This is a genomic window from Mixta theicola, assembly GCF_002895925.1.
Lineage (GTDB): Bacteria > Pseudomonadota > Gammaproteobacteria > Enterobacterales > Enterobacteriaceae > Mixta > Mixta theicola.
The window spans coordinates 40,077-62,535 of record NZ_NWUO01000004.1 but is presented as its reverse complement, the minus strand read 5'-3'; the positions used below and the strand labels follow the sequence as shown (position 1 = coordinate 62,535).

Sequence of the window (22,459 nt, the reverse complement as noted above, 5' to 3'; positions counted from 1 at the left end):
GTCAAAATCGTTCACCTGACGGGGAAAGAATTTATAACAAAACTGGGTGCTGAGAAAGGTATGGGGTTAAGCCAAAGATAAAATAAGAGAAATCCCATGATGATATTTCTACAGGATAACTTAACTTATTGCTTGCCATTCAAATCGCGCACTTTAATACGCTGCTTTAATATTCCAGGGGATTAGATCCATTGATTATTGCAGCCGCTCTCATCCATTAATTGATTAGAAAGGTAACAGCATTTATGAGAAAGTCACGATACACCGAAGAGCAAATCACCAATGCGATTAAAGCTTCTGAGTGTGGCGTTAAGGTCAAAGACATCTGTGAAGATTTGGGGATTTCCGAAGCGACCTTTTATAGCTGGAAGAAAAAGTACGCCGGACTTTCTTCGGAAGAAGGAAGAAAAATCAAAGAGTTAGAGGAGAAACTGCAGGCACTTAACCGGGAGCTGCAAACGCTTAGCTCTGATAAAGCGATGCTGCAAAGCGTGGTCAAAAACTTCTTTACGACTAATGATAAGCGGCAGGCGGTTAACTATTTACAGGATACTTTCGAGATCGGCACGCGTCGCAGCTGCCGCCTGCTTGATATAAGCCGCAGCGTTTATCACTATCCATCCGGGCAGTGTGATAGTCACTGACCAAATATTAATAAATACACTCAGGATAAATCTGATAAACAAAGATGTGTGAAATTAATTAAAATTTTAAGAACCAGCCATTCGTACCATTTTTTCCTGAACTATTTCAGTTTGGGGGCGATTGTTTTTTAGGCTTTCTTTTATCACACTCACATTAAATCCCTTTATTTCAGGTATTTCCCGGCTTGCTTTTCATTACTTATGCATGAAAAGAAGCCGGGAAGCACTTCAACTCTGTTAATCATCTTCCCTGTAACGGTCCAATTTGCGTCTGTCTTGCTTAACCTTTCCAGATAAATCTGTATCTGCCTCTGTGCACGTTTTGCCGTAAATTGAGGGTTAATTTACCCGCCTGACATGCAACACCCAGGGTGACGCCACCGTAAAATGATAAACAAAGTTAATATTTATCGCCTGTTAAAGCGTCTGAGCAATCGTCTGCGGCAGTTTTATATGCATATTTTTGATAATTCAGGGCTCTGTTTTCGCTGGCCGCTTCGCTTATTTAGTCTGACTCAAGCTATAATTGGATCGCCATTTTTGCCGTAATGTGATGCAGAACACATTAGCGATACAGTAGCAAAATTTGACATTCTTGCGCCGGGTTGAAACGTTTTAGCGAAAAATCCGATAGCGCTCAAGGGTACATTTATGGCAAGACAATCAGAGAGTTAGTTAAAAATCACGGAAGTAAACGCCGTTATTAAGTTAAGCATAATCTTAATATCAGGGCCAATTTTTATCTACTGCAATATTAGCTCTCTTTCAGCAAAAATTTTATTTCCTTAATGGCCTTTTTTTACGTAAACGTTGCCACTTTATGTAAATCAAATCAAAAGTAGCGAAAAGCCGATAAGGGTTTTCTTAAAAGAGCGCTATCGCCTATTTAAGTCAGCCGCTTTTTTTAAGGAAATTATGGGGTAATATCCAACGGCTTGATTATCGGCTCAGGCTTAATGCGAATAGCAATCAATACGCCAATAATTAAACAGGTAATTCCCGCCAGCGTTAGCAGCGGCGGCCAACTTTGACGCAGCATAAAAGTATAGGCCAGTCCCGCCAGCGTTTCGAAAACGATCAGCGGCCCAACCAGCACCGTGGGCAGACGCTGGCAGGCTTCATTCCAGCACAGCGTACCCATCCACGAGCAAAACAACCCGATCGCCAGCATTAAGGGAATAAAGAGCTGTGGCCGAGGGCCAAAAGGCAAGGCGAAACCCGGCGTGGTCCAGTGCAACATCAGGGCCACCAGCAGCCAGGCCAGCAGCGCCAGCGGCAACGTAGCGACGCCCTGCGCCGTAGCCCAGGTGCCCGGCTTTTTATCGGGATTAGCGCGTAGCCAGCGGGCGTTGCGCAGCGGATACCAGGTCCAGCAGATCACCGCGATGATCGCCAGTAAAATACCGCTCAGATAGCGTCCAGGTTCGATATGACGCGCCGCGCCGCGTAGCTCAGCCACGTTAACGCAGGCTAAACCGATAACGATCAGTAGCAGCGCGGGCATCAGCTTGCCCCAGGCTAAGCGTCCTTCCTGACGGCCATACAGTAGATTTGAGGTAACAGTTATCATCACCGGCAGCGTACCGATCAGCATGGTTGATACCGGTGCGCCGGTACGTTGAATGGCGGCGGCAAGGCAGCTGTAATAAAGAAGGTTGCCTATCAGCGTCAGGCGGAAAGCTTCTGCCCAGTCGTCCCGTGACAGGCGTTTCAGACGGTGCCGATCGTGCCAGGCCAGCGCCACGGCGATCATACCAAAGGCCAGATAGCGCCCGGCGGAAAGTAACGTGGCCGGATATTCCGGCACCAGCAGCGGACCAACGAAAATGAGCCCCCACATCAGGCCGGCGGCCAGCGCAAAAAATACTCCTGCAAGCATAGCAGTCCCGTTAAAAGGTGTATGAGCGACCCATGTGCCGCAGTTTCAGTGAAAAATATTGTAGAAGATTGCAGTCGGGTTGGGCCCCTGACAGGGAAGAAAGGGAAAGCAGCGCATGGCAGCTGCGCACGAATACCGTAAAAGAGGGCTGACGCCGGGCCGCATTTTCTGAGGAAAGTGCCAGCAAGAGAAAGGGCGACGGTATGCCGTCGCCCTGGTTGGCCTGATTAATGCGCCGGCAGCTGGAACGCCGCAACGGTATTTTTCAGGTAGTTGACCTGCTCTTCCAGCGAAGAAGCGGCGGAAGCGGATTCCTGTACTAACGCGGCGTTCTGCTGCGTAACGCCGTCCATTTCCGTTACCGCCTGTTCAATCTGCAGAATGCCACGGCTCTGCTCGTCGGAAGCGGTAGAAACCTCCTGCATCAGCGTGTTGACGCGAGAGACGGTATCGATAATATTCGCGATCGCCTCGCCGGTTTTGGTGACCTGCTGCGATCCCTGACTGATGCTGGTAACGGAATCTTTAATCAACCCTTCGATTTCGCGCGCGGCGGCGGCGCTGCGCTGCGCCAGATTCCGCACTTCACCGGCAACTACCGCGAAGCCACGCCCTTCTTCCCCGGCACGCGCCGCTTCCACCGCCGCGTTCAGCGCCAGAATGTTGGTCTGGAAGGCGATGCTGTTAATCACGGTGGTGATCTCTTCGATTTTACGTGAGCTCTGCGTGATACCGCTCATAGTGGTAATCACTTCTTTCGAGACTTCATCACCGGTTTGTGCCGCTTTAACCGCCTCCTGCGTAAGTCGCGTCGCCTGATACACGTTATCGGTATTCTGTTTCACCGTCGCACTCAGCTCTTCCATGCTGGCAGCGGTTTGCGTCAGCGCTGAAGCCTGCTGTTCAGTGCGCGAAGAGAGATCGATATTACCTGCGGCAATTTCCTGCGACGCGTTGGCTACGCTGTGACAGGAGTCGCGCACCTGGCTAATAATCTGGATCAGCGCCAGACGCATCTGCTCAATCGAACGCATAACATCAGAAATTTCGCTGCGTGAGGTCGCGCTGACCGGTACGGTATACTGCAATTGGCCCTGGGCGATTTTGCTGCACTGCTCTTTCGCCGCCAGCAGGGAATCAAGCAGGTATTTTTTCAGCAGGAAGTAAATCAGGCCAATAATGAAAACAAACACCACGGCAAACAGTACCAGCACGATCACGGAGAAGTTAAAGTTCTGTTGGGCGGTAGAGTTCAGCTGCTTCGCATAGGCTTCGTGCAGCGCCAGCACTTTATCCAGTGTAATTTCATACTGGCGATCCAGTTTCGCTACCGTAGTGAGCTGGTTAGTGAAGCCGGCCTGGTCGCCGTTGCGTGCGGCGGCAATCAGCGGTTCGATTCCCTGCTGCTTATAGGCCATCCAGGCATGCTGATACTCTGCCAGCAGCGCATCTTCATTTGCCAGTCGGGGAGCTTGCACGTAGGAAGTAAAAGCATTATCCATTTTCTGCACCAGCGTCTCCACGCCCGCCAGCCTGGCGTTGGCATTTTCGACATCGCCTTTCTCCAACTGCTTCATATATTCCATCAGATGCACGCGGAGGTTACGGCTGTGGTTAATCGGGTCGATAATCGACAGCACCACGCGGATTTCTTTGTTCACACTGTCGAGCGAATTATTGCTGCGCACAAACAGCCAGGCGTTGGTAAGGGAACTGAATAAAAAAATCGCCAGTAAAGCGATCAGAATAAGTAGGAAAGAGCGTTTAATGGTCATTAAAGGTATCTCTGAATAAAACCGGTGCACTGTTTATCGGCTATTGTCAGATTTTTTTTATCTGTTTACCCTCATACGGCCGCCTCTTGCCCTCTTTATTGAACAGTTGTTTGATTTTTCAGATGAAAAATTTAGTCGCTGTTTATATGCCAGCCTGAACGCTATTCGGCCCGCGCCCACTCGCGCTGACGCCACTCGCTGGGTGTCTGCTGATACACTTTGCGAAACAGCCGGGAAAACTGCATCTGATCGTTATAGCCCACCGAACAGGCCACCACTTTTACCGGCAGCTTTTTATCCTGTAGCAGCGAAGCGGCCTGCGTCATGCGCAGCAGCAGCAGGTAATGCTTAGGCCCATAGCCAAACTGCTGATGGAACAGGCGGCTCAGGTAGCTGCGATCGATACGGCAGTAGCGCGCCACATCGACAATATCAAAACGCTTCGGGTAATTACGCTCCATCCAGGCGATAGCCCTGTCGAGGTGGCGATTTTCACTGACCGCCGGACGGCAGCCGGTCTGCGCATGGTTCACCAGGGCATCCAGCAGCAGAAAGGTCTGCCCGGCGATGCGCAACACTTGATGCGTCTCCAGCTGAATAATTTGCCGCAAGATTTGGCATTCTTCCGCCTCGTCCGTTTGCGGCCGCGTGCGATACACCGGCATCGCGCGGCTTAATCCGCACGACTCAAAAGCGCGGCTGGCAATTAAGCCGTCCAGTTCAATCCACATATATTCCCAGGGGTGATTTTTATCGGCGGTATAGGTGGTGATCTCATGGGGATAGATCAGAAAAGCCTCGCCGGCCTCCACCTGCCATGTGCCGGCTTCGGTAAACAGCGCGCCGCCGCCCTGAATAACGTAATGCAGTAAATAGTGCTGACGGACGGCGGGGCCATAGCTGTGCTGGCTTCTGCAAGCCTCATGACCAAACTGGTAAACATTTAATCCCAGATGCGTCATCTCTTCCGGCCGTAAATCCTTCTGCATTTTCGTCTCCCGTTGGCCTGGTTCACAAATCGACAATTTGGCCGTGCCGCCTGCGCCCAGTATAGGCCAGCGGTTTAGCGCCATATTCTCTCTGTTCACGCAGTGAGAAGAGGATCACATTTCAATTACAGCTTCGTTTTTTGCCATATGGAAGTCACAAATCAACATATGACGCACCCGTATCCTCGCCTACAGTCTGCCTGGTCACTTCATTAAAAACAGCGCAGGGTGGGTTATGAAAATTACGTTTATTGGAGCAGGGAGTACCGTTTTTGCTAAAAACGTGCTGGGCGATATTCTGGCAACGGAGGCAATATCTGCCGTGGATATTGCGCTTTACGATATTGATGAGCGTCGCCTGTCCGAATCCTGGAATATGCTGAATAATATCAATCGCAATATTAATCAGGGGCGGGCCAAAATAGAGAAATATGTCGGCGTCGGGCAGCGACGCGCGGCGCTGACGGGCGCCAGCTACGTTATTAACGCCATTCAGGTCGGCGGCTATCAGCCCTGCACCTTAACCGATTTTGATATTCCCAAAAAATATGGTCTGCGGCAGACCATTGCCGACACGCTGGGCATCGGTGGTATTTTCCGCGCGCTGCGCACGCTGCCGGTGATGTTCGACCTGGCGCGCGATATGGAGATGTGCTGCCCGGACGCCTGGCTGCTGAACTACACCAACCCGATGGCGTCGCTGACCGGGGCGATGCTGCGCCATACCGGCGTAAAAACGGTGGGGCTGTGTCACAGCGTGCAGGTTTGCGCCAAGACGCTGCTGAAATCGGTGGATATTCCCACCGACGGCGTGAAATACCATATCGCCGGCATCAACCATATGGCCTGGCTGTTGAATATTACCCGCCACGGCGAAGATATTTATCCGGAGATCCGCCGTCGCTCTGCGGCCCTGACGCACAAGCATGACGATATGGTGCGCCACGAAATCATGCGCGTCTTCGGTTATTACGTGACGGAATCTTCCGAGCACAACGCCGAATATATGCCCTACTGGATCAAAGGCCGCTATCCGGAGCTGATCGAGCGCTTCAATATTCCGCTGGATGAATATCCGCGCCGCTGCGTCGAGCAGATTGAACAGTGGCGTGAGGTTGGCGAGCGCCTGACGCAAAACCAATCCCTGACGCACACCCGTACCCACGAATACGCCTCGTGGATTATTGAAGCGATCGAAACCGATCGCCCCTATAAAATCGGTGGCAACGTGCTAAATACCGGCCTGATCACCAACCTGCCCGCCGAGGCGTGCGTAGAGGTGCCCTGTCTGGTGGATGGCCAGGGAATTACGCCTTGCTACGTGGGCGATCTGCCGCCGCAGCTGGCCGCGCTTAACCGCACCAATATCAATACCCAATTGCTGACTATCGAGGCGGCGGTCAGCGGCAAAAAAGAGCATATCTATCACGCAGCGCTGCTCGATCCGCACACCTCGGCCGAATTGTCGATCGATGACACCATCCGGCTGTGCGATGATCTGATCGCCGCCCACGGCGACTGGCTGCCGACTTACCGCTAGTTTCATCCGCCTCGACCTTACCCTGTGGCAGAAGTCGGTTCATGGCTGTGGCCTCTGCCGCTTTAAAATGAGGAAAGCAGAATGAGCGTTTCCCTGAAAACAAAAATCAGCTATGGCTTTGGCGCCTTTGGCAAGGATTTCGCCATCGGCATTATCTATATGTATCTAATGTACTACTACACCGATGTGGTGGGCATATCGGTAAGCATGGTAGCTACGCTGTTTCTGGTGGCGCGCATTCTTGATGCGCTGGCAGATCCGCTAATGGGCTGGATAGTGGAACGCACCCGCTCGCGCTGGGGCAAGTTCAAGCCGTGGATTCTGATCGGCACGCTGCTGAATGCGGCGGTGCTGGTCAGCGTATTTTGCGCCCACCATTTCTCCGGTACTGGACTGATTATCTATATCTGGGTGACCTACCTGCTGTGGGGCTTTACCTACACGATTATGGACGTGCCCTTCTGGTCGCTGGTGCCCTGTATTACTATCGACAAGCGCGAGCGCGAGGCGCTGACGCCCTGGCCGCGCTTTTTTGCCAGCAGCGCGGGCTATCTGACCGGCGTGATCGGTCTGCCGCTGGTGCACTGGCTCGGCGCCGGCAATGAAGGCCAGGGTTTTATGCGTTTTACTTTTATCCTGGTGTTCTTTTTCATCCTCTCTACGCTGGTGACGTTACGCAACGTTAAAGAGCGCTACTCCTCATCGCACAGCGCGCAGCAGGTCGCGCACCGCCTGTACGATGTGCTGACGCTGATCTATCGCAATAAACCCTTGTTCGCGTTACTGATTATGGCGCTCTCCTGGAACCTGGCGTATAACATCATTACCTCTTTCGCCATCTACTACTTTAAGTATGTGGTAGGCCGCGCCGAACTCTTTCCGTGGTATATGATGTTCGCAGGCGTGGCCAACCTGCTGACCATCGTGCTGTTTCCGAAGCTGGCGCGACGCTTTTCCCGGCGTAAACTATGGATAGCCGCCTCGCTGCTTCCGGTAGTGAGCTGTTTTCTACTGCTGGGCGTGGCGCTGTTCGCCCCGCAAAGCGCCAGTCTGATCGCCCTTTCCGGCATGCTGGTCAACGCAGGCGGCGCCTTCTTCTGGGTAATGCTGGTGATTATGGTGGCCGATACCGTTGACTACGGCGACTATGCGCTGGGCGTGCGCATTGAAAGTATCGCCTATGCGGTGCAAACCATGGTGGTGAAAGCGGGCTCCGCCTTCGCCGGACTGGTAATCGGCGTGATGCTTAGCGTGGTGGGCTACGTGCCCGGCGTGATGCAGAGCAGCGGCACCGTTGCCGGTATGCAGGTGATTATGGTCGGCGCTCCGCTGCTGTTTTTCGTGATTACGCTGTGGGTCTATCGCCGCTACTACCATCTGGACGGCGCGCTGCTGAACCAGGTACAGGTACATCTGCAGCAGAAATATGGCGCCGGTAAAAGCGAGGAACCGTCCGCCGCCCCTGGGCGCCTGCCGCTGGGGGCCGCAGAGTAACGCCCCTCTCCCGCCGGGCCTGCCCTGTTTGCGGCGGCCCGGCATTTTTTATCTCTCCCCTCAGGGTCCGTTTACGATAGAGCTATCATCCTCGCTATCTCAGGAACCCAGCTCACGCAGCGGCTTGCCGTGCATCAGGTTATGTTCAATATGTTCCAGCGTGACGCCTTTGGTTTCCGGCACCACCATGATGGTAATAAGAATAAAGGCCAGATTAAGCGCGCCGTAAATCCAGAACGTATTCGCGTTGCCTAACGACTCCAGCATGGTCAGGAAGGTGGCACCGACGATCATATTCGCCACCCAGTTAGTGGTCGTGGAGACGGTAATACCAAAGTCGCGTCCTTTCAGCGGTTGGATTTCCGAGCAAAGCAGCCAGACTACCGGCCCGGCGGCCATTGCAAAGCCAACGATAAATATCAGCAGCATCAGCACGGCAAAGTATTTCTGCATATCGTTATTAATACCCAGATGCAGCAGCGTGCCCAGCACGCCCATTCCCACCGCCATCACTAAAAAGCTGGTTTTCAGCATTGGTTTACGTCCCCAGCGATCCACCAGCACAAAAGCCAGCAGCGTGGAAAGCATATTGACCAGGCCGACAATCACCGTTCCCCACATTTGGTCGCTGCTGCTGGAAAAACCAGCAATGCCAAAAATTTTCGGGGCGTAATACATAATGACGTTAATACCGGTAAACTGCTGCATCACCTGCAGCAGGATCCCCAGCCCGACGGCACGTCGAAACTGGGCGTTTTCCTTAAACAGATGCCAGCCGCTCTGTTTCACCTTCAGGCTATCGCGAATTTCATCCAGCTCTTTTTTAGCCTGCTCGCTGGTGCTGCGTAGTTTATCCAGCACGGCTCGCGCTTCGTTAAAGCGGCCATGCGCAGCCAGCCAGCGCGGACTGTTCGGTAAAAACAGTACGCCGATCAGTAAAATCAGCGCCGGAATGGCAATAATGCCCAGCATCCAGCGCCAGGAGCCGCTATAGCTCAACGCGGTATCCGAAAGATAGGCGACCAGGATGCCGGTGGTGAGCATCAGCTGATAGAGCGAGATCATCGAGCCGCGAATGCGCTGCGGCGCGATTTCCGCCAGATAAAGCGGCGCGGTATAGGACGCCACGCCGACCGCCAGCCCCAGCAATACGCGGGCAAAAATCAGCGATTCAACGCTTTGTGACAGCGCCGACCACAGCGAACCGATCACAAAAAGCAGCGCGCCGGCCAGCATCGATTTTTTACGGCCAAGACGGGAAGACATCCAGCCCGCACCCATTGCCCCAATCGCCGCGCCAAACATCATTGAGCTGACCACCCATTCCTGCTGATGGCTGGCGATCTGCAGCTCCTTTGATAAAAAAGGCAAGGCGCCGGCAATTACGCCAATATCCAGCCCAAACAGCAGGCCGCATAGCGCCGCCATAAAACCAACGAACCAGATATAGTGCTGGTGCGTACTGTTTGTTTTACCTGATGTGTTCATATCGCTCCCCCGCTTATGTCAATTCAGTTCAAGATTGTTAATCTTATGTAAACAAAAAGCGAACGGATGCGTTACCGGTCACATTTATGCCTGCTTTTTGCCAGACAAAGGCCGGTAAAGAAGAGCCGCCCTGCTGCCTTACAGAATCGCCGCAACGAATTTCGCCAGCTGCGCTGCCAGTACCGGTTGCGCCACTGCAAATTTGAGGTTGACCTTATTGACGTAGGAAACCACGCGGGCCTGAAATTTCATCCGGCCACCGTTAGCCGGGCTAGTCTGCTGCTTAACGCCTGCGTGATAGAATATATCGTTAACATTTTTGAACAGCGCCATACTGCTAATTTGTCGCATACTGAAATAAAACGCCTGGCCAATTTTTCACTGGCAGAATGGTCAAATTCACCGATACTGCAATGCAAAATATGCCCTCAGATACCGGTAGAGCCTAATCTTATCCGCGAGGCGCAGGCGGTGTGAGGATTACAGGTAAAGATAGCCAGAGTTAAGAAAAAGCTCAAACTGACGGTGCCCGAAGTTTCTAAATTTTATCCTGACGGCGTTATCCGCTGGCAAGTTATTACTCAAAATCCAGCCGAAGATTAAAGGAGCAATCAACGCCTCGCTTAACGAAGTAAAAATCTGCCGGTTAATTAGAGGCGACCAAAAATTATCAATCGGTTTGAAGCGAATAATGGTTTCTGCTGCCCGCTTTGCTTTAATAGTGGGCAAAAAAATCCTGATAATATGAAAATAGCGCGGTACTCCGGGAAGATAAAAAAGTTATTAGCCAGCGCCAATATTAATGCTGACAAATGGTGGGATTATGCTTTTTGGGATGCAACCTCGTCAGCGCCTGTGTAGCTATCATCCTAACGCCATTATTACGAAGGTAAATAGTTCTTCACAGCGTGTAACGGTAAACTACGGTGCAACGACGCGAATCGACGATTTCGCCATTATCCATCCGCCCTTTTATTTAAATCTTAATAAGCTGTCGGAAAAATATAAAAACGAGGGGAACTCTGATTATAGTTATTGTGTATGCTGCAGTGAGCTAAGCGGTAAACCCAAGCCCGGCAGCGACAAAACGCTGGCTCAGCTTGTAGCAAGGTTAAAAATTCGCGCGGCTATTTATGCAACGGTAGCCCAGCCGTCCGGTGTTCTAATGGACGTTAATATCAGACGGCTGAATGGTAGCGCAGCGGTGAATCAAAAAATTGCCAGCTTGAATAATTTAATATTTGCTGCTGGTTTAACGGTGAGCAAATAACCGAAACGGCGAGCTTCAATAATTTTTTAGCCCGGCAAAGCCCGGTTTTTTTTAAAAAGCTGTTAAAAATAGCCGGAGTAGATAATTCTAATCGATTAAGGGCATGTTTTAATCGCCTGATAACGGCCAACGTGGATTAAAAGCTAACGCAGGCATTAACTTGCGTTCCACCCATTATCAGCCATAAAAAACCCCGCCTTAGCGGGGTTTAACGTCACCGTTAACAGCAAACGGTCAGGACAAATTTAGAACGGAATGTCGTCGTCAAAATCCATCGGCGGTTCGTTATTAGCCGGTGCGCTCTGCTGCTGCGGACGGGAAGGTGCCTGGCCGCCGCCGCTGAACTGGCTGCCGCCCTGCGGCTGCTGCGGCTGGCCCCAGCCGTTATTGTTGTTGCTGTTGCCGCCTGCCGGCGCGCCTGCGCCGCCGCCCTGACGGCCACCCAGCATCTGCATGGTGCCGCCAACGTTAACCACCACTTCCGTAGTGTAACGTTCCTGGCCGCCCTGATCCTGCCATTTACGTGTTTGCAGAGAACCTTCGATATAAACCTGAGAACCTTTACGCAGGTATTCACCCGCCACTTCCGCCAGTTTGCCGAACAGCACGACACGGTGCCATTCCGTTTTCTCTTTGGTCTCTCCGGTCTGCTTGTCACGCCAGCTTTCGGAGGTAGCCAGCGTAATATTCGCTACGGCTCCACCATTAGGCATATAACGCACTTCCGGATCCTGACCCAGATTCCCGACAAGAATCACTTTGTTAACGCCTCTGCTGGCCATGTTCGCGTCTCCCGATGAGTATTCATTTAGTCTAAACGGTAAATTCTAGCACGCTAGCCTGCCCGATCATACTTCCGAGCAAGCTTCCAATCATGAAGATCTTTTTGCAGGGTTGCAACAGACTACTGGATATACATTCAGTTATTTTTTATGCCATAATGACCTGTTTAGTCCTGCCGTATCGTTACGGGCATGGTGAGTCTGCGCTAATCCGGGAAATGTGAATGGATAAGATTGAAGTCCGGGGTGCTCGCACCCACAACCTGAAAAACATCAACCTGATCATCCCTCGCGACAAACTGATCGTTGTCACCGGCCTGTCAGGTTCCGGTAAATCCTCGCTGGCGTTCGATACGCTCTACGCCGAGGGACAACGCCGCTATGTGGAATCACTTTCTGCCTATGCGCGTCAGTTTCTTTCGCTGATGGAAAAACCGGATGTCGATCATATCGAAGGCCTGTCGCCTGCTATTTCGATCGAGCAGAAATCAACGTCCCATAACCCGCGATCGACCGTGGGCACTATCACCGAAATTCACGACTACCTGCGCCTGCTGTTTGCACGCGTCGGCGAGCCGCGCTGTCCCGATCACGGCGTAACGCTGGCGGCGCAAACCGTTAGCCAGATGGTCGATAACGTGCTGGCCCAGCCGGAAGGCACGCGCCTGATGCTGCTGGCGCCGGTAGTGAAAGATCGTAAAGGCGAACACACCAAAACGCTGGAGAACCTGGCGACGCAGGGTTATATCCGCGCCCGTATTGACGGCGAAGTCTGCGATCTGTCCGATCCGCCTAAGCTGGAACTGCAAAAGAAACACACGATTGAAGTGGTTATCGATCGCTTTAAAGTACGTGAAGATCTGGCGACGCGGCTGGCGGAATCGTTTGAAACCGCGCTGGAGCTTTCCGGCGGTACGGCGATCGTGGCCGATATGGATGACGCCGATGCGGATGAGCTGCTGTTCTCCGCCAACTTCGCCTGCCCGATTTGCGGCTACAGCATGAGCGAGCTGGAACCGCGTCTGTTCTCGTTTAACAACCCGGCAGGCGCCTGCCCGACCTGCGACGGCCTCGGCGTACAGCAATATTTCGATCCCGATCGCGTGGTGCAAAATGCGGAGCTGTCGCTGGCCGGCGGCGCGATCCGCGGCTGGGATCGCCGTAATTTCTATTATTTCCAGATGCTCCGTTCATTGGCGGAACATCTAAAGTTCGATGTTGAAGCGCCGTTTAACAGCCTGAGCGAGAAAGCGCAGCAGGTGATCCTGTATGGATCCGGCAAAGAAAGCATCGAATTTAAATATATTAACGATCGCGGCGATACGTCGGTACGCCGTCATCCGTTTGAAGGCGTGCTGCACAATATGGAACGTCGCTATAAAGAGACGGAGTCCAGCGCGGTACGTGAAGACCTGGCAAAATTTATCAGCAACCGCGCCTGCGCCACCTGTGAAGGCACGCGTTTGCGCCGTGAAGCGCGCCACGTTTATGTAGAAGACACCACGCTGCCGACGATTTCAGATATGAGCATCGGCCATGCGATGGATTTTTTCCGCAACCTGAAGCTGAGCGGCCAGCGCGCAAAAATCGCCGAAAAAGTGCTGAAAGAGATCGGCGACCGCCTGAGCTTCCTGGTGAACGTCGGCCTGAACTATCTTTCTATGTCGCGCTCGGCGGAAACGCTCTCCGGCGGCGAGGCGCAGCGTATTCGTCTGGCCAGCCAGATCGGCGCTGGGCTGGTCGGCGTAATGTATGTGCTGGATGAACCCTCTATCGGCCTGCATCAGCGCGATAATGAGCGCCTGCTGGAAACGCTGATTCATCTGCGCAACCTGGGCAATACGGTTATCGTGGTTGAGCACGATGAGGATGCCATTCGCGCCGCCGATCATATTATCGATATTGGGCCAGGCGCAGGCGTTCACGGCGGCCAGGTGGTGGCGGAAGGCACCGCTGAAGAGATTATGCAGGTTGAAGAGTCGCTGACCGGCCAGTATCTGAGCGGCAAGCGGAAAATCGCCGTGCCGGAGCAGCGCGTGCCTGCCGATCCAGGCAAGGTGCTGAAACTGAGCGGCGCACGGGGTAATAACCTAAAAGATGTCACGCTAACGCTGCCGGTTGGGCTGTTTACCTGCATCACCGGCGTTTCCGGCTCAGGTAAATCGACGCTAATTAACGATACGCTGTTCCCCATCGCTCAGCGTCAGCTGAACGGGGCGACCATTGCCGAACCGGCGCCTTATCGCGAAATAACCGGGATGGAGAATTTCGATAAGGTTATCGACATCGATCAAAGCCCGATTGGCCGTACGCCGCGCTCAAACCCAGCCACCTACACCGGCATTTTTACGCCGATTCGTGAGCTGTTTGCTGGCGTGCCGGAATCGCGTTCACGCGGATATAATCCGGGCCGCTTCAGCTTCAACGTGCGCGGCGGGCGCTGTGAAGCCTGTCAGGGCGACGGCGTACTGCGCGTAGAGATGCACTTCCTGCCGGATATTTACGTGCCGTGCGATCAGTGTAAAGGCAAGCGCTATAACCGTGAAACGCTGGAGATTAAATATAAAGGCAAAAGCATTCACGAAGTGTTGGATATGACCATCGAAGAGGCGCGTGAGTTCTTTGATGCCGTGCCCGCGCTGGCGCGTAAGCTGCAAACGCTGATGGACGTGGGTCTCTCTTATATTCGACTGGGTCAGTCCGCGACCACGCTGTCGGGCGGCGAGGCGCAGCGCGTGAAGCTGGCGCGTGAGCTGTCGAAGCGTGGCACCGGTCAGACACTCTATATTCTTGATGAGCCGACCACCGGCCTGCACTTTGCCGATATTCAGCTGCTGCTGACGGTGCTGCATCAGTTACGCGATCAGGGCAATACCATTGTGGTGATTGAACATAACCTCGACGTGGTGAAAACCGCTGACTGGATTGTCGATCTCGGCCCGGAAGGCGGCAGCGGCGGCGGCCAGATTCTGGTGGCCGGTACGCCAGAAACCGTCGCCAAATGCGCAGAATCACATACTGCTCGCTTCCTGAAGCCGCTGTTAACGCAAAAGTAGTGCTTCGGCCAGGGTTATCCACCGGCCTGCCTCATAGCTCTGCCAGTTCTCCGCCGGCGGGGCTTTTTTATGCCTGCAATTAGCCGCCCCGTTTTAACTGAATGATTGCTGAGTCTGTTTTAATTATTCCCTGCCTTTTATTGATTTCGCTTTTTTTATACAACTCGTTCCGATTTCAGGTAGCATATTAAGGCCACTTAATACTGGAAGATTGTTGTTATGGAGGATGGATTAAACATTGCTTTAAGCCCTGTCGAACTCGCCGCCGTTTTATCCCGCCACAACGTTACTGAAGCGGAAATGCTCAGCAATCGCCTGCTGGGCGGACTTGAATTAGTCCTGGGGACGGTAGAGCTGATGGGCGCTACCGCCTTATGCCTGGTACCCGAACCCACCATGCTGACCAAGGCGGCCTGTGTCGCCACCGGCGCGCACAGTCTGGACAGTATTCATGCTGCAGCCGACAGAATACTGACCGGCCGGGACACCCGTACCGCAACGTTTCAGACCGCCGCCGCGCTCGCCAGGCAATTCGGCACCAGTGAAGATACCGCGTGGAAAATCGGGCTGACCGTTGAAGTTGCCGTTCCCTCAGCAGCTGGCGTAGCATGGGGCTTATCGCGGGTAAAATATGTCCGGGCGGGCACGCTGAAACTGGCGGAGCATGAAGGGATAAGGAAAATCGGCGGACATACCATCGGAAAGCATATTGCGAAAACCGATGAAGAACTGCTGGCGCGCCTGGCACAAAGTCCGGGCCTACCGGCTGCAACATCGTTCTATAGCGTGGAACAGGCTGAAAGGTTTATCAGCGCCGGGCTGCGAGCCAACCGACTTAAAATTATTCACTGGGCGAATACCAGCCTCAGTAAAAAGCGTTACGGTTGATATGGGATGCTGGCACACAAGTAGGCTATGGGTTCCGACAGGGAAGCCAAATTAAGTGGCCTGTCAGTCGCGTACAGATAATGTTAGTGAGTAAAGAATACCAAGGGAAACCATATTATATATTAACTGCCTATCCGTTTTTAGAATAATAAAATGAAAACATTACTAGATAATTTCAGAAAAAAGTTAATAAGACGACATTATGAATCGATAATTATGCTGGTACAGATTTTCTTCGGACAAGATCGCGATGAGTTTGGAGAAACTATCGAAGAAGTTATAGAAAGTTATTGTTTCTATAATGGGGATGATGGGGTGTGCTGCCTGAAAAACGAAATCACAGAGATGCTCAAAACGGAAGATGACACAGAGCTTGAAGTCCGTATGGTTCTGCTGGCAGAAAATCAGTTCAACCCGGAACCCTGGGGCGAAACGTGGCGCAGCTTCCTGCAGCGGGTGCTGCGCACGCTGCCCGTTTAAATCATCTTCGCCCGTATATAAACCGCCTCGATACGAGGTTAACAGGTACCCGCTCCCGTGAAAGATGGGTAACGCTCCGCCAGAAATCAATGAGCGCCTCGCCTTTGTTGTTTCCCGGTTCTGCGCCCTGTTTCCAGCCAATAACCGCTGTTTTTATACATCCGGTTCGCGGGCGATTTCATAGGTTGGTGCATTGTGGCGCGTTATATCCGTAATCACGCGGAACCAGTCCGTTTTGAATGTGGTATATTATTAAAATTGCTATTATCCGGCCAGCGCACAGCAACAGAAATCAGATCGTTTTTTGCCAGCAGATTAGCATGCGCACATTCAAACGCCGCCGCAGGTACAGGCGTCGCATGATCCGGCATCTTTTTTTTCCTTTTCTCCTGTGATTAAGCAGAATCAGGCAAGATTTAAACACTTTCAGGTCTGGCTGCCCTTCCTCACGCTGTTATCCTTATTGGCTCTTGCTTGCACTCAGGTGTGAGCGCCCGGTTTAACCGGAGCGGAAAGCTTTTCCTCACGCTCACCAACGGCTTCGATAACAGGAGACACCATGAATATTACGCACGCTTATGCTGCCCAGGATGCGAAATCTAAGCTCGCGCCTTTTGACTATAAGCCGCGTGAACTGCGCGCGCATGATGTACAAATTGAAGTGTTATTCTGCGGCGTTTGCCACTCAGACCTGCATCAGGCTCGCGATGAATGGCATAACACCCTTTATCCCGTCGTGCCGGGTCATGAAATTGTCGGACGCGTGACCGCAACAGGCGGCCATACGCAAAAATATCGCGTGGGCGATCTGGTTGGCGTTGGCTGTATGGTTGACTCCTGCCGCACCTGCCCCAGCTGTCAGGAAGGTCTGGAGCAGTATTGTGAAAGCGGTATGGTTCCCACCTATAACGGCCAGGATCGTGAAACGCAGGAAGTGACCTACGGCGGCTACTCCACCAGCATTGTGGTACATGAAGATTTCGTTCTGCGCGTCCCGGAAAACCTCGATCCGGCAGGCGTGGCGCCGCTGCTGTGTGCCGGCATTACCACTTATTCTCCGCTGCGCCACTGGAACGTTGGTCCGGGCAAAAAAGTCGGTATCGTCGGCTTAGGCGGCCTGGGTCATATGGGCGTGAAGCTGGCGCATGCCATGGGCGCGCATGTGGTGCTGTTTACCACTTCCCCTTCGAAAATCGAAGACGGTAAACGTCTGGGCGCTGATGAAGTAGTGATCTCCAAAGATCCGCAGCAGATGGCGCAGCATGTTAATAGCTTCGACTTTATCCTGAATACCGTAGCGGCTCAGCACGATCTCAACCCGTTTATCAACCTGCTGAAGCGCGATGGTAATATGACGCTGGTTGGCGCACCGGAAAACGATCATCCGGCGCCGCACGTGTTCGATCTGATTTTCAAACGTCGCAGCGTATCCGGTTCGCTGATTGGCGGCATCGCCGAAACTCAGGAGATGCTCGATTTCTGCGGCAAGCACAATATCACCTCCGATATTGAACTGATCGCCATAAATCAGATTAACGAAGCCTATGAGCGGATGCTGAAAAGCGACGTGAAATACCGCTTTGTTATCGATATTGATACGTTGCGTCAGGGATCTGCCGCGTAAAAGCCCTGTCGCTGCGGCCTGCCCGCAGCGACAGTTTAGTAGTTACCCGCCGCTTTGGTCGCCAGCGCCTGCTGCAGCGACGCATCTACCAGATAGTAAATCTGCGAATCTTTCAGATCGCCATCCAGATAAAGCGTACTCCAGTGAGATTTATTCAAATGCGCACTGGGAAAAACATCGGCGTGCTGTTGCCGCAGCAGATCGGCCAGCGCCGGAGTGGTTTTCAGCGATACGGCAGGCCGCCCTTCTGACTCATGTACCATGGCAAATAAAACGCCGTCCGACTGGATTTGCGTCGCCTTCCAGTCATTGTGGACACGCTGTTCCGCCCCTTCTTTACTCATGCAGTATGACAGCAGGTCTGACGTATTCATTTTTTCTCTCCTTGCAGCGTGGCGATAATATGGCGTGAACCGCCGTGTATGCGATGCTCCCCCAGCCAGATGCCCTGCCACGTACCTAACACCAGGCGCCCACGGTTAACCGGCAGCAATAGCGAAACGCCAAGCAGGGATGATTTAATATGCGCCGGCATATCATCCGCACCCTCGTAATCATGCTGGTAAGGCGCGTTTTCCGGCACCTGGCGCATAAAGTGCTGCTCCATATCGCTACGCACCGTGGGATCGCAATTCTCATTTAACGTCAGTGAAGCGGAAGTATGCTGTAGCAGCAGATGCAGTAGCCCGGTATTGATTTCACGCAGTACCGGCAATTGTTCAACAATCTCATCGGTAACCAGGTGAAAGCCGCGCGCTTTCGCGCCCAGCGACAGGGTTTGTTGATGCCACATTACGTCACACTCCTTTTCTAAAAGACTCCGTTAAGTGTGCAGCATGTGGCGTAAAGGTAAACCTGTAGAGGAAAAAAAACTGACTGCTGTTGCAGACATGGTTCATTTTAATCTAACGCAATATATACAACAGCGTCCGGGTAGCGCTTTTAATCCATTTCCTGTAGGTTGAGATAAGAATTTATGCTGTTATCGTTACCGCACCACTATTATTCACTCTTTCGTTATTACTCAACCGGAAATAAATGCCAGTACTACGAATTTAATTTAATTTAATTTATTAATTAAAAAACAAAAGGACACGGGATTAATCATGGAAGTAAAATATAAAAAGTCTCAGGTTATTTTACACTGGATTTCAGCTGTAGTTATTATATGGGGAACCCTTAGTGGTTTTTATATCGCGCTGTTTGACTCCGCAGCGCAGCACAAAGAATGGGTGAGTTTTTTAAACGTTTCGCTTACTACGTTGTTTATTCCGGTTTTTATTCTGCGTATCGGCTGTGCACTACGCTATGGCAAGCCGCAATGCTCGCCGTTGACCGCCCATCAAGATCGCATCGCAAAAAAAGCACACCTGCTAATCTATTACAATATTGCCCTGGTAATGGTGACCGGCGTTTTAATGATGGAACGAGATATTAACGTGTTTAATATTATTACTTTTGCACAGCCGTTACAGGATCCGGTACTGACCCATTGGTTTAATCAAGCCCATAAATTTTCCTGCGCTACGTTAGGCTTGTTAATCGTCGGGCATATTCTGGCTGTAATAAAGCATCATCGTAAAGGGCATAATTTACTAAACAGAATGACATTATGACGCTCCGCGCAATCGGCTGATAAGCTCAATAATATGAAAAAGGCGGCCAGAACCGCCTTTTTCAATATCACGCTTACATCACCGCCGCAAAAGCCTCAGCAACCTGATGCACGTTCTGACGGTTCAGACCCGCTACGCACATGCGTCCGCTGTGAATCAGGTAGATACCAAACTCTTCACGCAGGCGATCGACCTGCTGCGCGCTCAAGCCGGTATAGCTGAACATGCCGCGCTGTTTCAGCAGATAGCCAAAGTTCTTGCCCGGCAGCGCGGCGCTCAGCGCCGTCACCAGCGCCTGACGCATATCCAGAATCCGCAGGCGCATCGCTTCCACTTCCGCCAGCCAGCTGGCCTTTAGCGCTGCATCATTCAGCACGCAGGCCACGACCTGAGCGCCAAAGTTTGGCGGTGAAGAGTAGTTGCGGCGCACCGTGGCTTTCAGCTGCCCCTGAACACGCGTCGCCTCTTCCGCATCCGCGCATACTACCGACAGGCCGCCGACGCGCTCTCCGTACAGCGAGAAGATTTTTGAGAAGGAGTTGCTGACCAGCGCTGAAATACCGGCAGCAGCGATGGCGCGAATAGCATAAGCATCCTCTTCCATACCGGCGCCGAAGCCCTGATAGGCAATATCCAGAAAGGGAATCAGCTGCTGCGCCTTCAGCACCTCAACGACGCGATCCCACTGTTCATTAGTCAGATCGGCGCCGGTCGGGTTATGACAGCAGGGATGCAGCAGCACCACGCTTTGCGCGGGAAGCGACGTCAGCGTGGCAAGAAATTCATCAAACTTCACGCCGTTGGTTTGCGCGTCATACCAGGGATAGGTATACACATCAAAACCGGCGCCCGCGAAGATCGCCACGTGGTTTTCCCAGGTGGGATCGCTCACCCAAACCTGCGACTGCGGGAAATAGCGCTTCAGGAAGTCAGCCCCGACTTTCAGCGCGCCGGAACCGCCAACGGTTTGAATCGTCGCGATGCGTTTTGCCTGCAGCGCCGTGTGCTGCGCGCCAAACAGCAGCGGCGCAATCGCCTGACGGTAGCTGGCCAGCCCGTCCATCGGCAAATAGAGCGATGCCTGCTGCGGCTGGGCATTCAGACGCGCTTCCGCTTCGGCTACCGCCTGCAGCTGCGGGATAATGCCCTGCTCGTTGTAATAAAGGCCAATGCTCAGGTTAACCTTATGCGGACGCGGGTCCTGCCTGAAGGTCTCCATTAACGTAAGAATCGGGTCGCCAGCGTAGGCATCAACTTTCTGAAACACGGTAAATCTCCATAGTGATAGTGTCGTTTATCAGATCAAACTTCATAACGTCCGTCTGGAGTGTGATTAATCAGGCGACCTCAATGGTCAGTCATTCCCAGCCCAGCGGCGTCTGGTGAAACGCGCGCGTGATAGCCAGGAATAAGGTTTTCCTGCTAATGCACAAAACGTGCATATTATTCGTCGTCGTATTGCGGGCCGGCATAGTTGTCAAAACGCGACCACTGACCGTTAAAGGTCAGGCGTAGCGTACCGATCGGCCCGTTACGCTGTTTACCGATAATAATTTCGGCGATCCCTTTCAGATCGCTGTTTTCGTGATAAACCTCGTCGCGATAGATAAACATGATCAGGTCGGCATCCTGCTCGATCGAGCCGGATTCACGCAGATCGGAGTTTACCGGACGTTTATCAGCACGCTGTTCCAGCGAGCGGTTAAGCTGCGACAGCGCCACCACCGGCACGTTCAGCTCTTTCGCCAGCGCTTTCAGCGAGCGGGAAATCTCGGCGATCTCCAGCGTACGGTTGTCGGAAAGCGACGGCACGCGCATCAGCTGCAGGTAGTCGATCATAATCAGGCTTAACCCGTTATTTTCGCGGAAAATACGCCGCGCGCGTGAGCGAACTTCAGTTGGCGTCAGGCCGGAGGAATCATCAATATAGATGTTCTTTTTCTCCAGCAGAATACCCATGGTGCCGGAAATTCGCGCCCAGTCTTCATCATCCAGCTGGCCGGTACGAATACGCGTCTGATCGACGCGCGACAGCGAAGCCAGCATACGCATCATAATCTGCTCGCTGGGCATCTCAAGGCTGAAGATAAGAACCGGTTTTTCATGCAGCATCGCGGCGTTTTCACACAGGTTCATCGCGAAGGTGGTTTTACCCATAGACGGACGCGCCGCCACGATAATTAAATCTGAACCCTGTAAACCGGCGGTTTTTTTATTGAGATCCTGATAACCGGTATCCACGCCGGTTACGCCGTCGTGCGGCTTCTGATAAAGCGACTCAATACGCGAAACCGTCGCTTCCAGAATTTGCTCAATGTTTTTCGGGCCTTCGTCTTTATTAGCGCGCTGTTCGGCGATTTTAAAGACGTTCGACTCGGCGAAATCCAGCAGATCTTCACTGCTGCGTCCCTGCGGATCGTAACCGGCGTCGGCAATCTGGTTCGCTACCGCGATCATTTCGCGTACCACCGCCCGCTCGCGCACAATATCGGCGTAAGCGTTGATGTTTGCCGCGCTGGGCGTATTCTTTGACAGCTCGGCCAGATAGGCGAAGCCGCCAACCATATCCAGCTCGCCGCGCTGCTCCAGCGAATCGGAAAGCGTAATCAGATCGATGGGCTGGCTGGCTTCCAGCAGCCGCTGCATTTCACTGAATATCAGACGATGAGGGCGACTGTAGAAATCTTCGGCCACCACGCGCTCTGAGACGTTATCCCAGCGCTCGTTGTCCAGCATCAACCCGCCCAGCACCGACTGCTCCGCTTCCAGCGAATGGGGCGGCAATTTCAGCCCTTCTACCTGGCGATCGCGAACCTCGTTGGATTTGTTGGTGGGTTTATTTCCTGCCATAGTGAATGCAATACCGAATGTGTGAGTGACGCGCAAGTATACCCGTTTTTCGCCTGCTTGACGTCATGTCGTATCTGGAAACCG

General features: G+C 52.7%; 20 protein-coding genes and 2 pseudogenes. 10 read left to right on the top strand and 12 right to left on the bottom strand.

Features of this window, described 5'->3' with window-relative positions; all coding sequences use genetic code 11:
• Nucleotides 1-245: 245 nt before the first annotated feature.
• On the top strand, nt 246-644 hold the full coding sequence (locus tag COO59_RS06915; RefSeq protein ID WP_103059083.1) for a transposase: 399 nt from the start codon (nt 246-248) through the stop codon (nt 642-644).
• A gap of 913 nt (nt 645-1,557) precedes the next feature.
• On the opposite strand, the gene COO59_RS06910 is transcribed toward COO59_RS06915, so the two are convergent.
• From COO59_RS06910 to COO59_RS06900, 3 genes are all read right to left on the bottom strand, one after another.
• Nucleotides 1,558-2,523 (bottom strand): DMT family transporter, encoded by a 966-nt coding sequence (locus tag COO59_RS06910; protein ID WP_103059082.1) that lies wholly within the window; start codon nt 2,521-2,523, stop codon nt 1,558-1,560.
• A gap of 227 nt (nt 2,524-2,750) precedes the next feature.
• The gene (locus COO59_RS06905; protein ID WP_103059081.1) at nt 2,751-4,298 is read right to left on the bottom strand and encodes a methyl-accepting chemotaxis protein; all 1,548 of its coding nucleotides are present in this window, start codon (nt 4,296-4,298) and stop codon (nt 2,751-2,753) included.
• 161 nt (nt 4,299-4,459) lie between these two features.
• Nucleotides 4,460-5,287: an AraC family transcriptional regulator gene (locus COO59_RS06900; protein WP_165786498.1), complete on the bottom strand. Its 828-nt coding sequence runs from the start codon at nt 5,285-5,287 to the stop codon at nt 4,460-4,462.
• Between the two features lie 235 nt (nt 5,288-5,522).
• Here COO59_RS06900 and melA point away from each other — a divergent pair, with 235 nt between their 5' ends.
• Complete coding sequence (gene melA / locus COO59_RS06895) at nt 5,523-6,827, top strand: alpha-glucosidase/alpha-galactosidase (RefSeq protein WP_103059079.1); 1,305 nt, start codon at nt 5,523-5,525, stop codon at nt 6,825-6,827.
• A gap of 81 nt (nt 6,828-6,908) precedes the next feature.
• The gene (gene melB, locus COO59_RS06890; RefSeq protein ID WP_103059078.1) at nt 6,909-8,321 is read left to right on the top strand and encodes a melibiose:sodium transporter MelB; all 1,413 of its coding nucleotides are present in this window, start codon (nt 6,909-6,911) and stop codon (nt 8,319-8,321) included.
• A 99-nt stretch (nt 8,322-8,420) separates the two neighbouring features.
• Here melB and COO59_RS06885 read toward each other — a convergent pair whose 3' ends face one another.
• From COO59_RS06885 to COO59_RS06875, 3 genes and pseudogenes are all read right to left on the bottom strand, one after another.
• On the bottom strand, nt 8,421-9,809 hold the full coding sequence (locus tag COO59_RS06885) for a sugar porter family MFS transporter (protein WP_103059077.1): 1,389 nt from the start codon (nt 9,807-9,809) through the stop codon (nt 8,421-8,423).
• Nucleotides 9,810-9,947: 138 nt separating this feature from the next.
• Nucleotides 9,948-10,103, bottom strand: a pseudogene (gene traT / locus COO59_RS06880) (complement resistance protein TraT); the annotation flags it as partial.
• A gap of 186 nt (nt 10,104-10,289) precedes the next feature.
• Nucleotides 10,290-10,538 (bottom strand): hypothetical protein, encoded by a 249-nt coding sequence (locus COO59_RS06875; RefSeq protein ID WP_103059075.1) that lies wholly within the window; start codon nt 10,536-10,538, stop codon nt 10,290-10,292.
• 94 nt (nt 10,539-10,632) lie between these two features.
• On the opposite strand from COO59_RS06875, the gene COO59_RS06870 reads away from it, so the two are divergent.
• A complete protein-coding gene (locus tag COO59_RS06870) occupies nt 10,633-11,079 on the top strand; it encodes a hypothetical protein (RefSeq protein ID WP_103059074.1) in 447 nt (148 codons plus the stop codon).
• A 245-nt stretch (nt 11,080-11,324) separates the two neighbouring features.
• Here COO59_RS06870 and ssb1 read toward each other — a convergent pair whose 3' ends face one another.
• A complete protein-coding gene (ssb1, locus tag COO59_RS06865; RefSeq protein ID WP_103059073.1) occupies nt 11,325-11,861 on the bottom strand; it encodes a single-stranded DNA-binding protein SSB1 in 537 nt (178 codons plus the stop codon).
• 224 nt (nt 11,862-12,085) lie between these two features.
• Here ssb1 and uvrA point away from each other — a divergent pair, with 224 nt between their 5' ends.
• From uvrA to COO59_RS06850, 4 genes are all read left to right on the top strand, one after another.
• A complete protein-coding gene (uvrA, locus tag COO59_RS06860) occupies nt 12,086-14,917 on the top strand; it encodes an excinuclease ABC subunit UvrA (protein ID WP_103059072.1) in 2,832 nt (943 codons plus the stop codon).
• Nucleotides 14,918-15,136: 219 nt separating this feature from the next.
• Nucleotides 15,137-15,805 (top strand): RNase A-like domain-containing protein, encoded by a 669-nt coding sequence (locus COO59_RS21460; protein ID WP_276308259.1) that lies wholly within the window; start codon nt 15,137-15,139, stop codon nt 15,803-15,805.
• Complete coding sequence (locus COO59_RS21455) at nt 15,802-15,954, top strand: RNase A-like domain-containing protein (protein WP_276308258.1); 153 nt, start codon at nt 15,802-15,804, stop codon at nt 15,952-15,954. Before COO59_RS21460 ends, COO59_RS21455 begins: the two co-directional genes overlap by 4 nt.
• Nucleotides 15,955-15,958: 4 nt before the next feature.
• Nucleotides 15,959-16,285, top strand: coding sequence for a contact-dependent growth inhibition system immunity protein (locus COO59_RS06850; protein ID WP_276308257.1), 327 nt, complete (start codon nt 15,959-15,961; stop codon nt 16,283-16,285).
• A gap of 215 nt (nt 16,286-16,500) precedes the next feature.
• On the opposite strand, the pseudogene COO59_RS21195 reads toward COO59_RS06850, so the two are convergent.
• A pseudogene (locus tag COO59_RS21195) lies at nt 16,501-16,632 on the bottom strand (hypothetical protein); the annotation flags it as partial.
• 212 nt (nt 16,633-16,844) lie between these two features.
• Between COO59_RS21195 and COO59_RS06840 the strand changes: the two are divergent.
• Nucleotides 16,845-17,909, top strand: a complete 1,065-nt coding sequence (locus COO59_RS06840; protein ID WP_103059070.1) for an NAD(P)-dependent alcohol dehydrogenase — start codon at nt 16,845-16,847, stop codon at nt 17,907-17,909.
• Nucleotides 17,910-17,944: 35 nt separating this feature from the next.
• Here the strand turns inward: COO59_RS06840 and COO59_RS06835 are convergent, their stop codons facing one another.
• Both COO59_RS06835 and COO59_RS06830 read right to left on the bottom strand, forming a co-directional pair.
• A complete protein-coding gene (locus COO59_RS06835; protein ID WP_103059069.1) occupies nt 17,945-18,283 on the bottom strand; it encodes an MmcQ/YjbR family DNA-binding protein in 339 nt (112 codons plus the stop codon).
• Nucleotides 18,280-18,702 carry a secondary thiamine-phosphate synthase enzyme YjbQ gene (locus COO59_RS06830; protein WP_103059068.1) on the bottom strand — a complete coding sequence of 141 codons (423 nt, stop codon included), beginning with the start codon at nt 18,700-18,702 and terminating at the stop codon, nt 18,280-18,282. Before COO59_RS06830 ends, COO59_RS06835 begins: the two co-directional genes overlap by 4 nt.
• A gap of 313 nt (nt 18,703-19,015) precedes the next feature.
• Here COO59_RS06830 and COO59_RS06825 point away from each other — a divergent pair, with 313 nt between their 5' ends.
• The gene (locus COO59_RS06825) at nt 19,016-19,525 is read left to right on the top strand and encodes a cytochrome b (RefSeq protein WP_103059067.1); all 510 of its coding nucleotides are present in this window, start codon (nt 19,016-19,018) and stop codon (nt 19,523-19,525) included.
• A 73-nt stretch (nt 19,526-19,598) separates the two neighbouring features.
• Here COO59_RS06825 and COO59_RS06820 read toward each other — a convergent pair whose 3' ends face one another.
• On the bottom strand, nt 19,599-20,792 hold the full coding sequence (locus COO59_RS06820; RefSeq protein ID WP_103059066.1) for an amino acid aminotransferase: 1,194 nt from the start codon (nt 20,790-20,792) through the stop codon (nt 19,599-19,601).
• 176 nt (nt 20,793-20,968) lie between these two features.
• Entirely contained in the window at nt 20,969-22,375 is a 1,407-nt protein-coding gene (dnaB, locus tag COO59_RS06815; protein ID WP_103059065.1) for a replicative DNA helicase, read from the bottom strand.
• Nucleotides 22,376-22,459 lie beyond the last annotated feature (84 nt).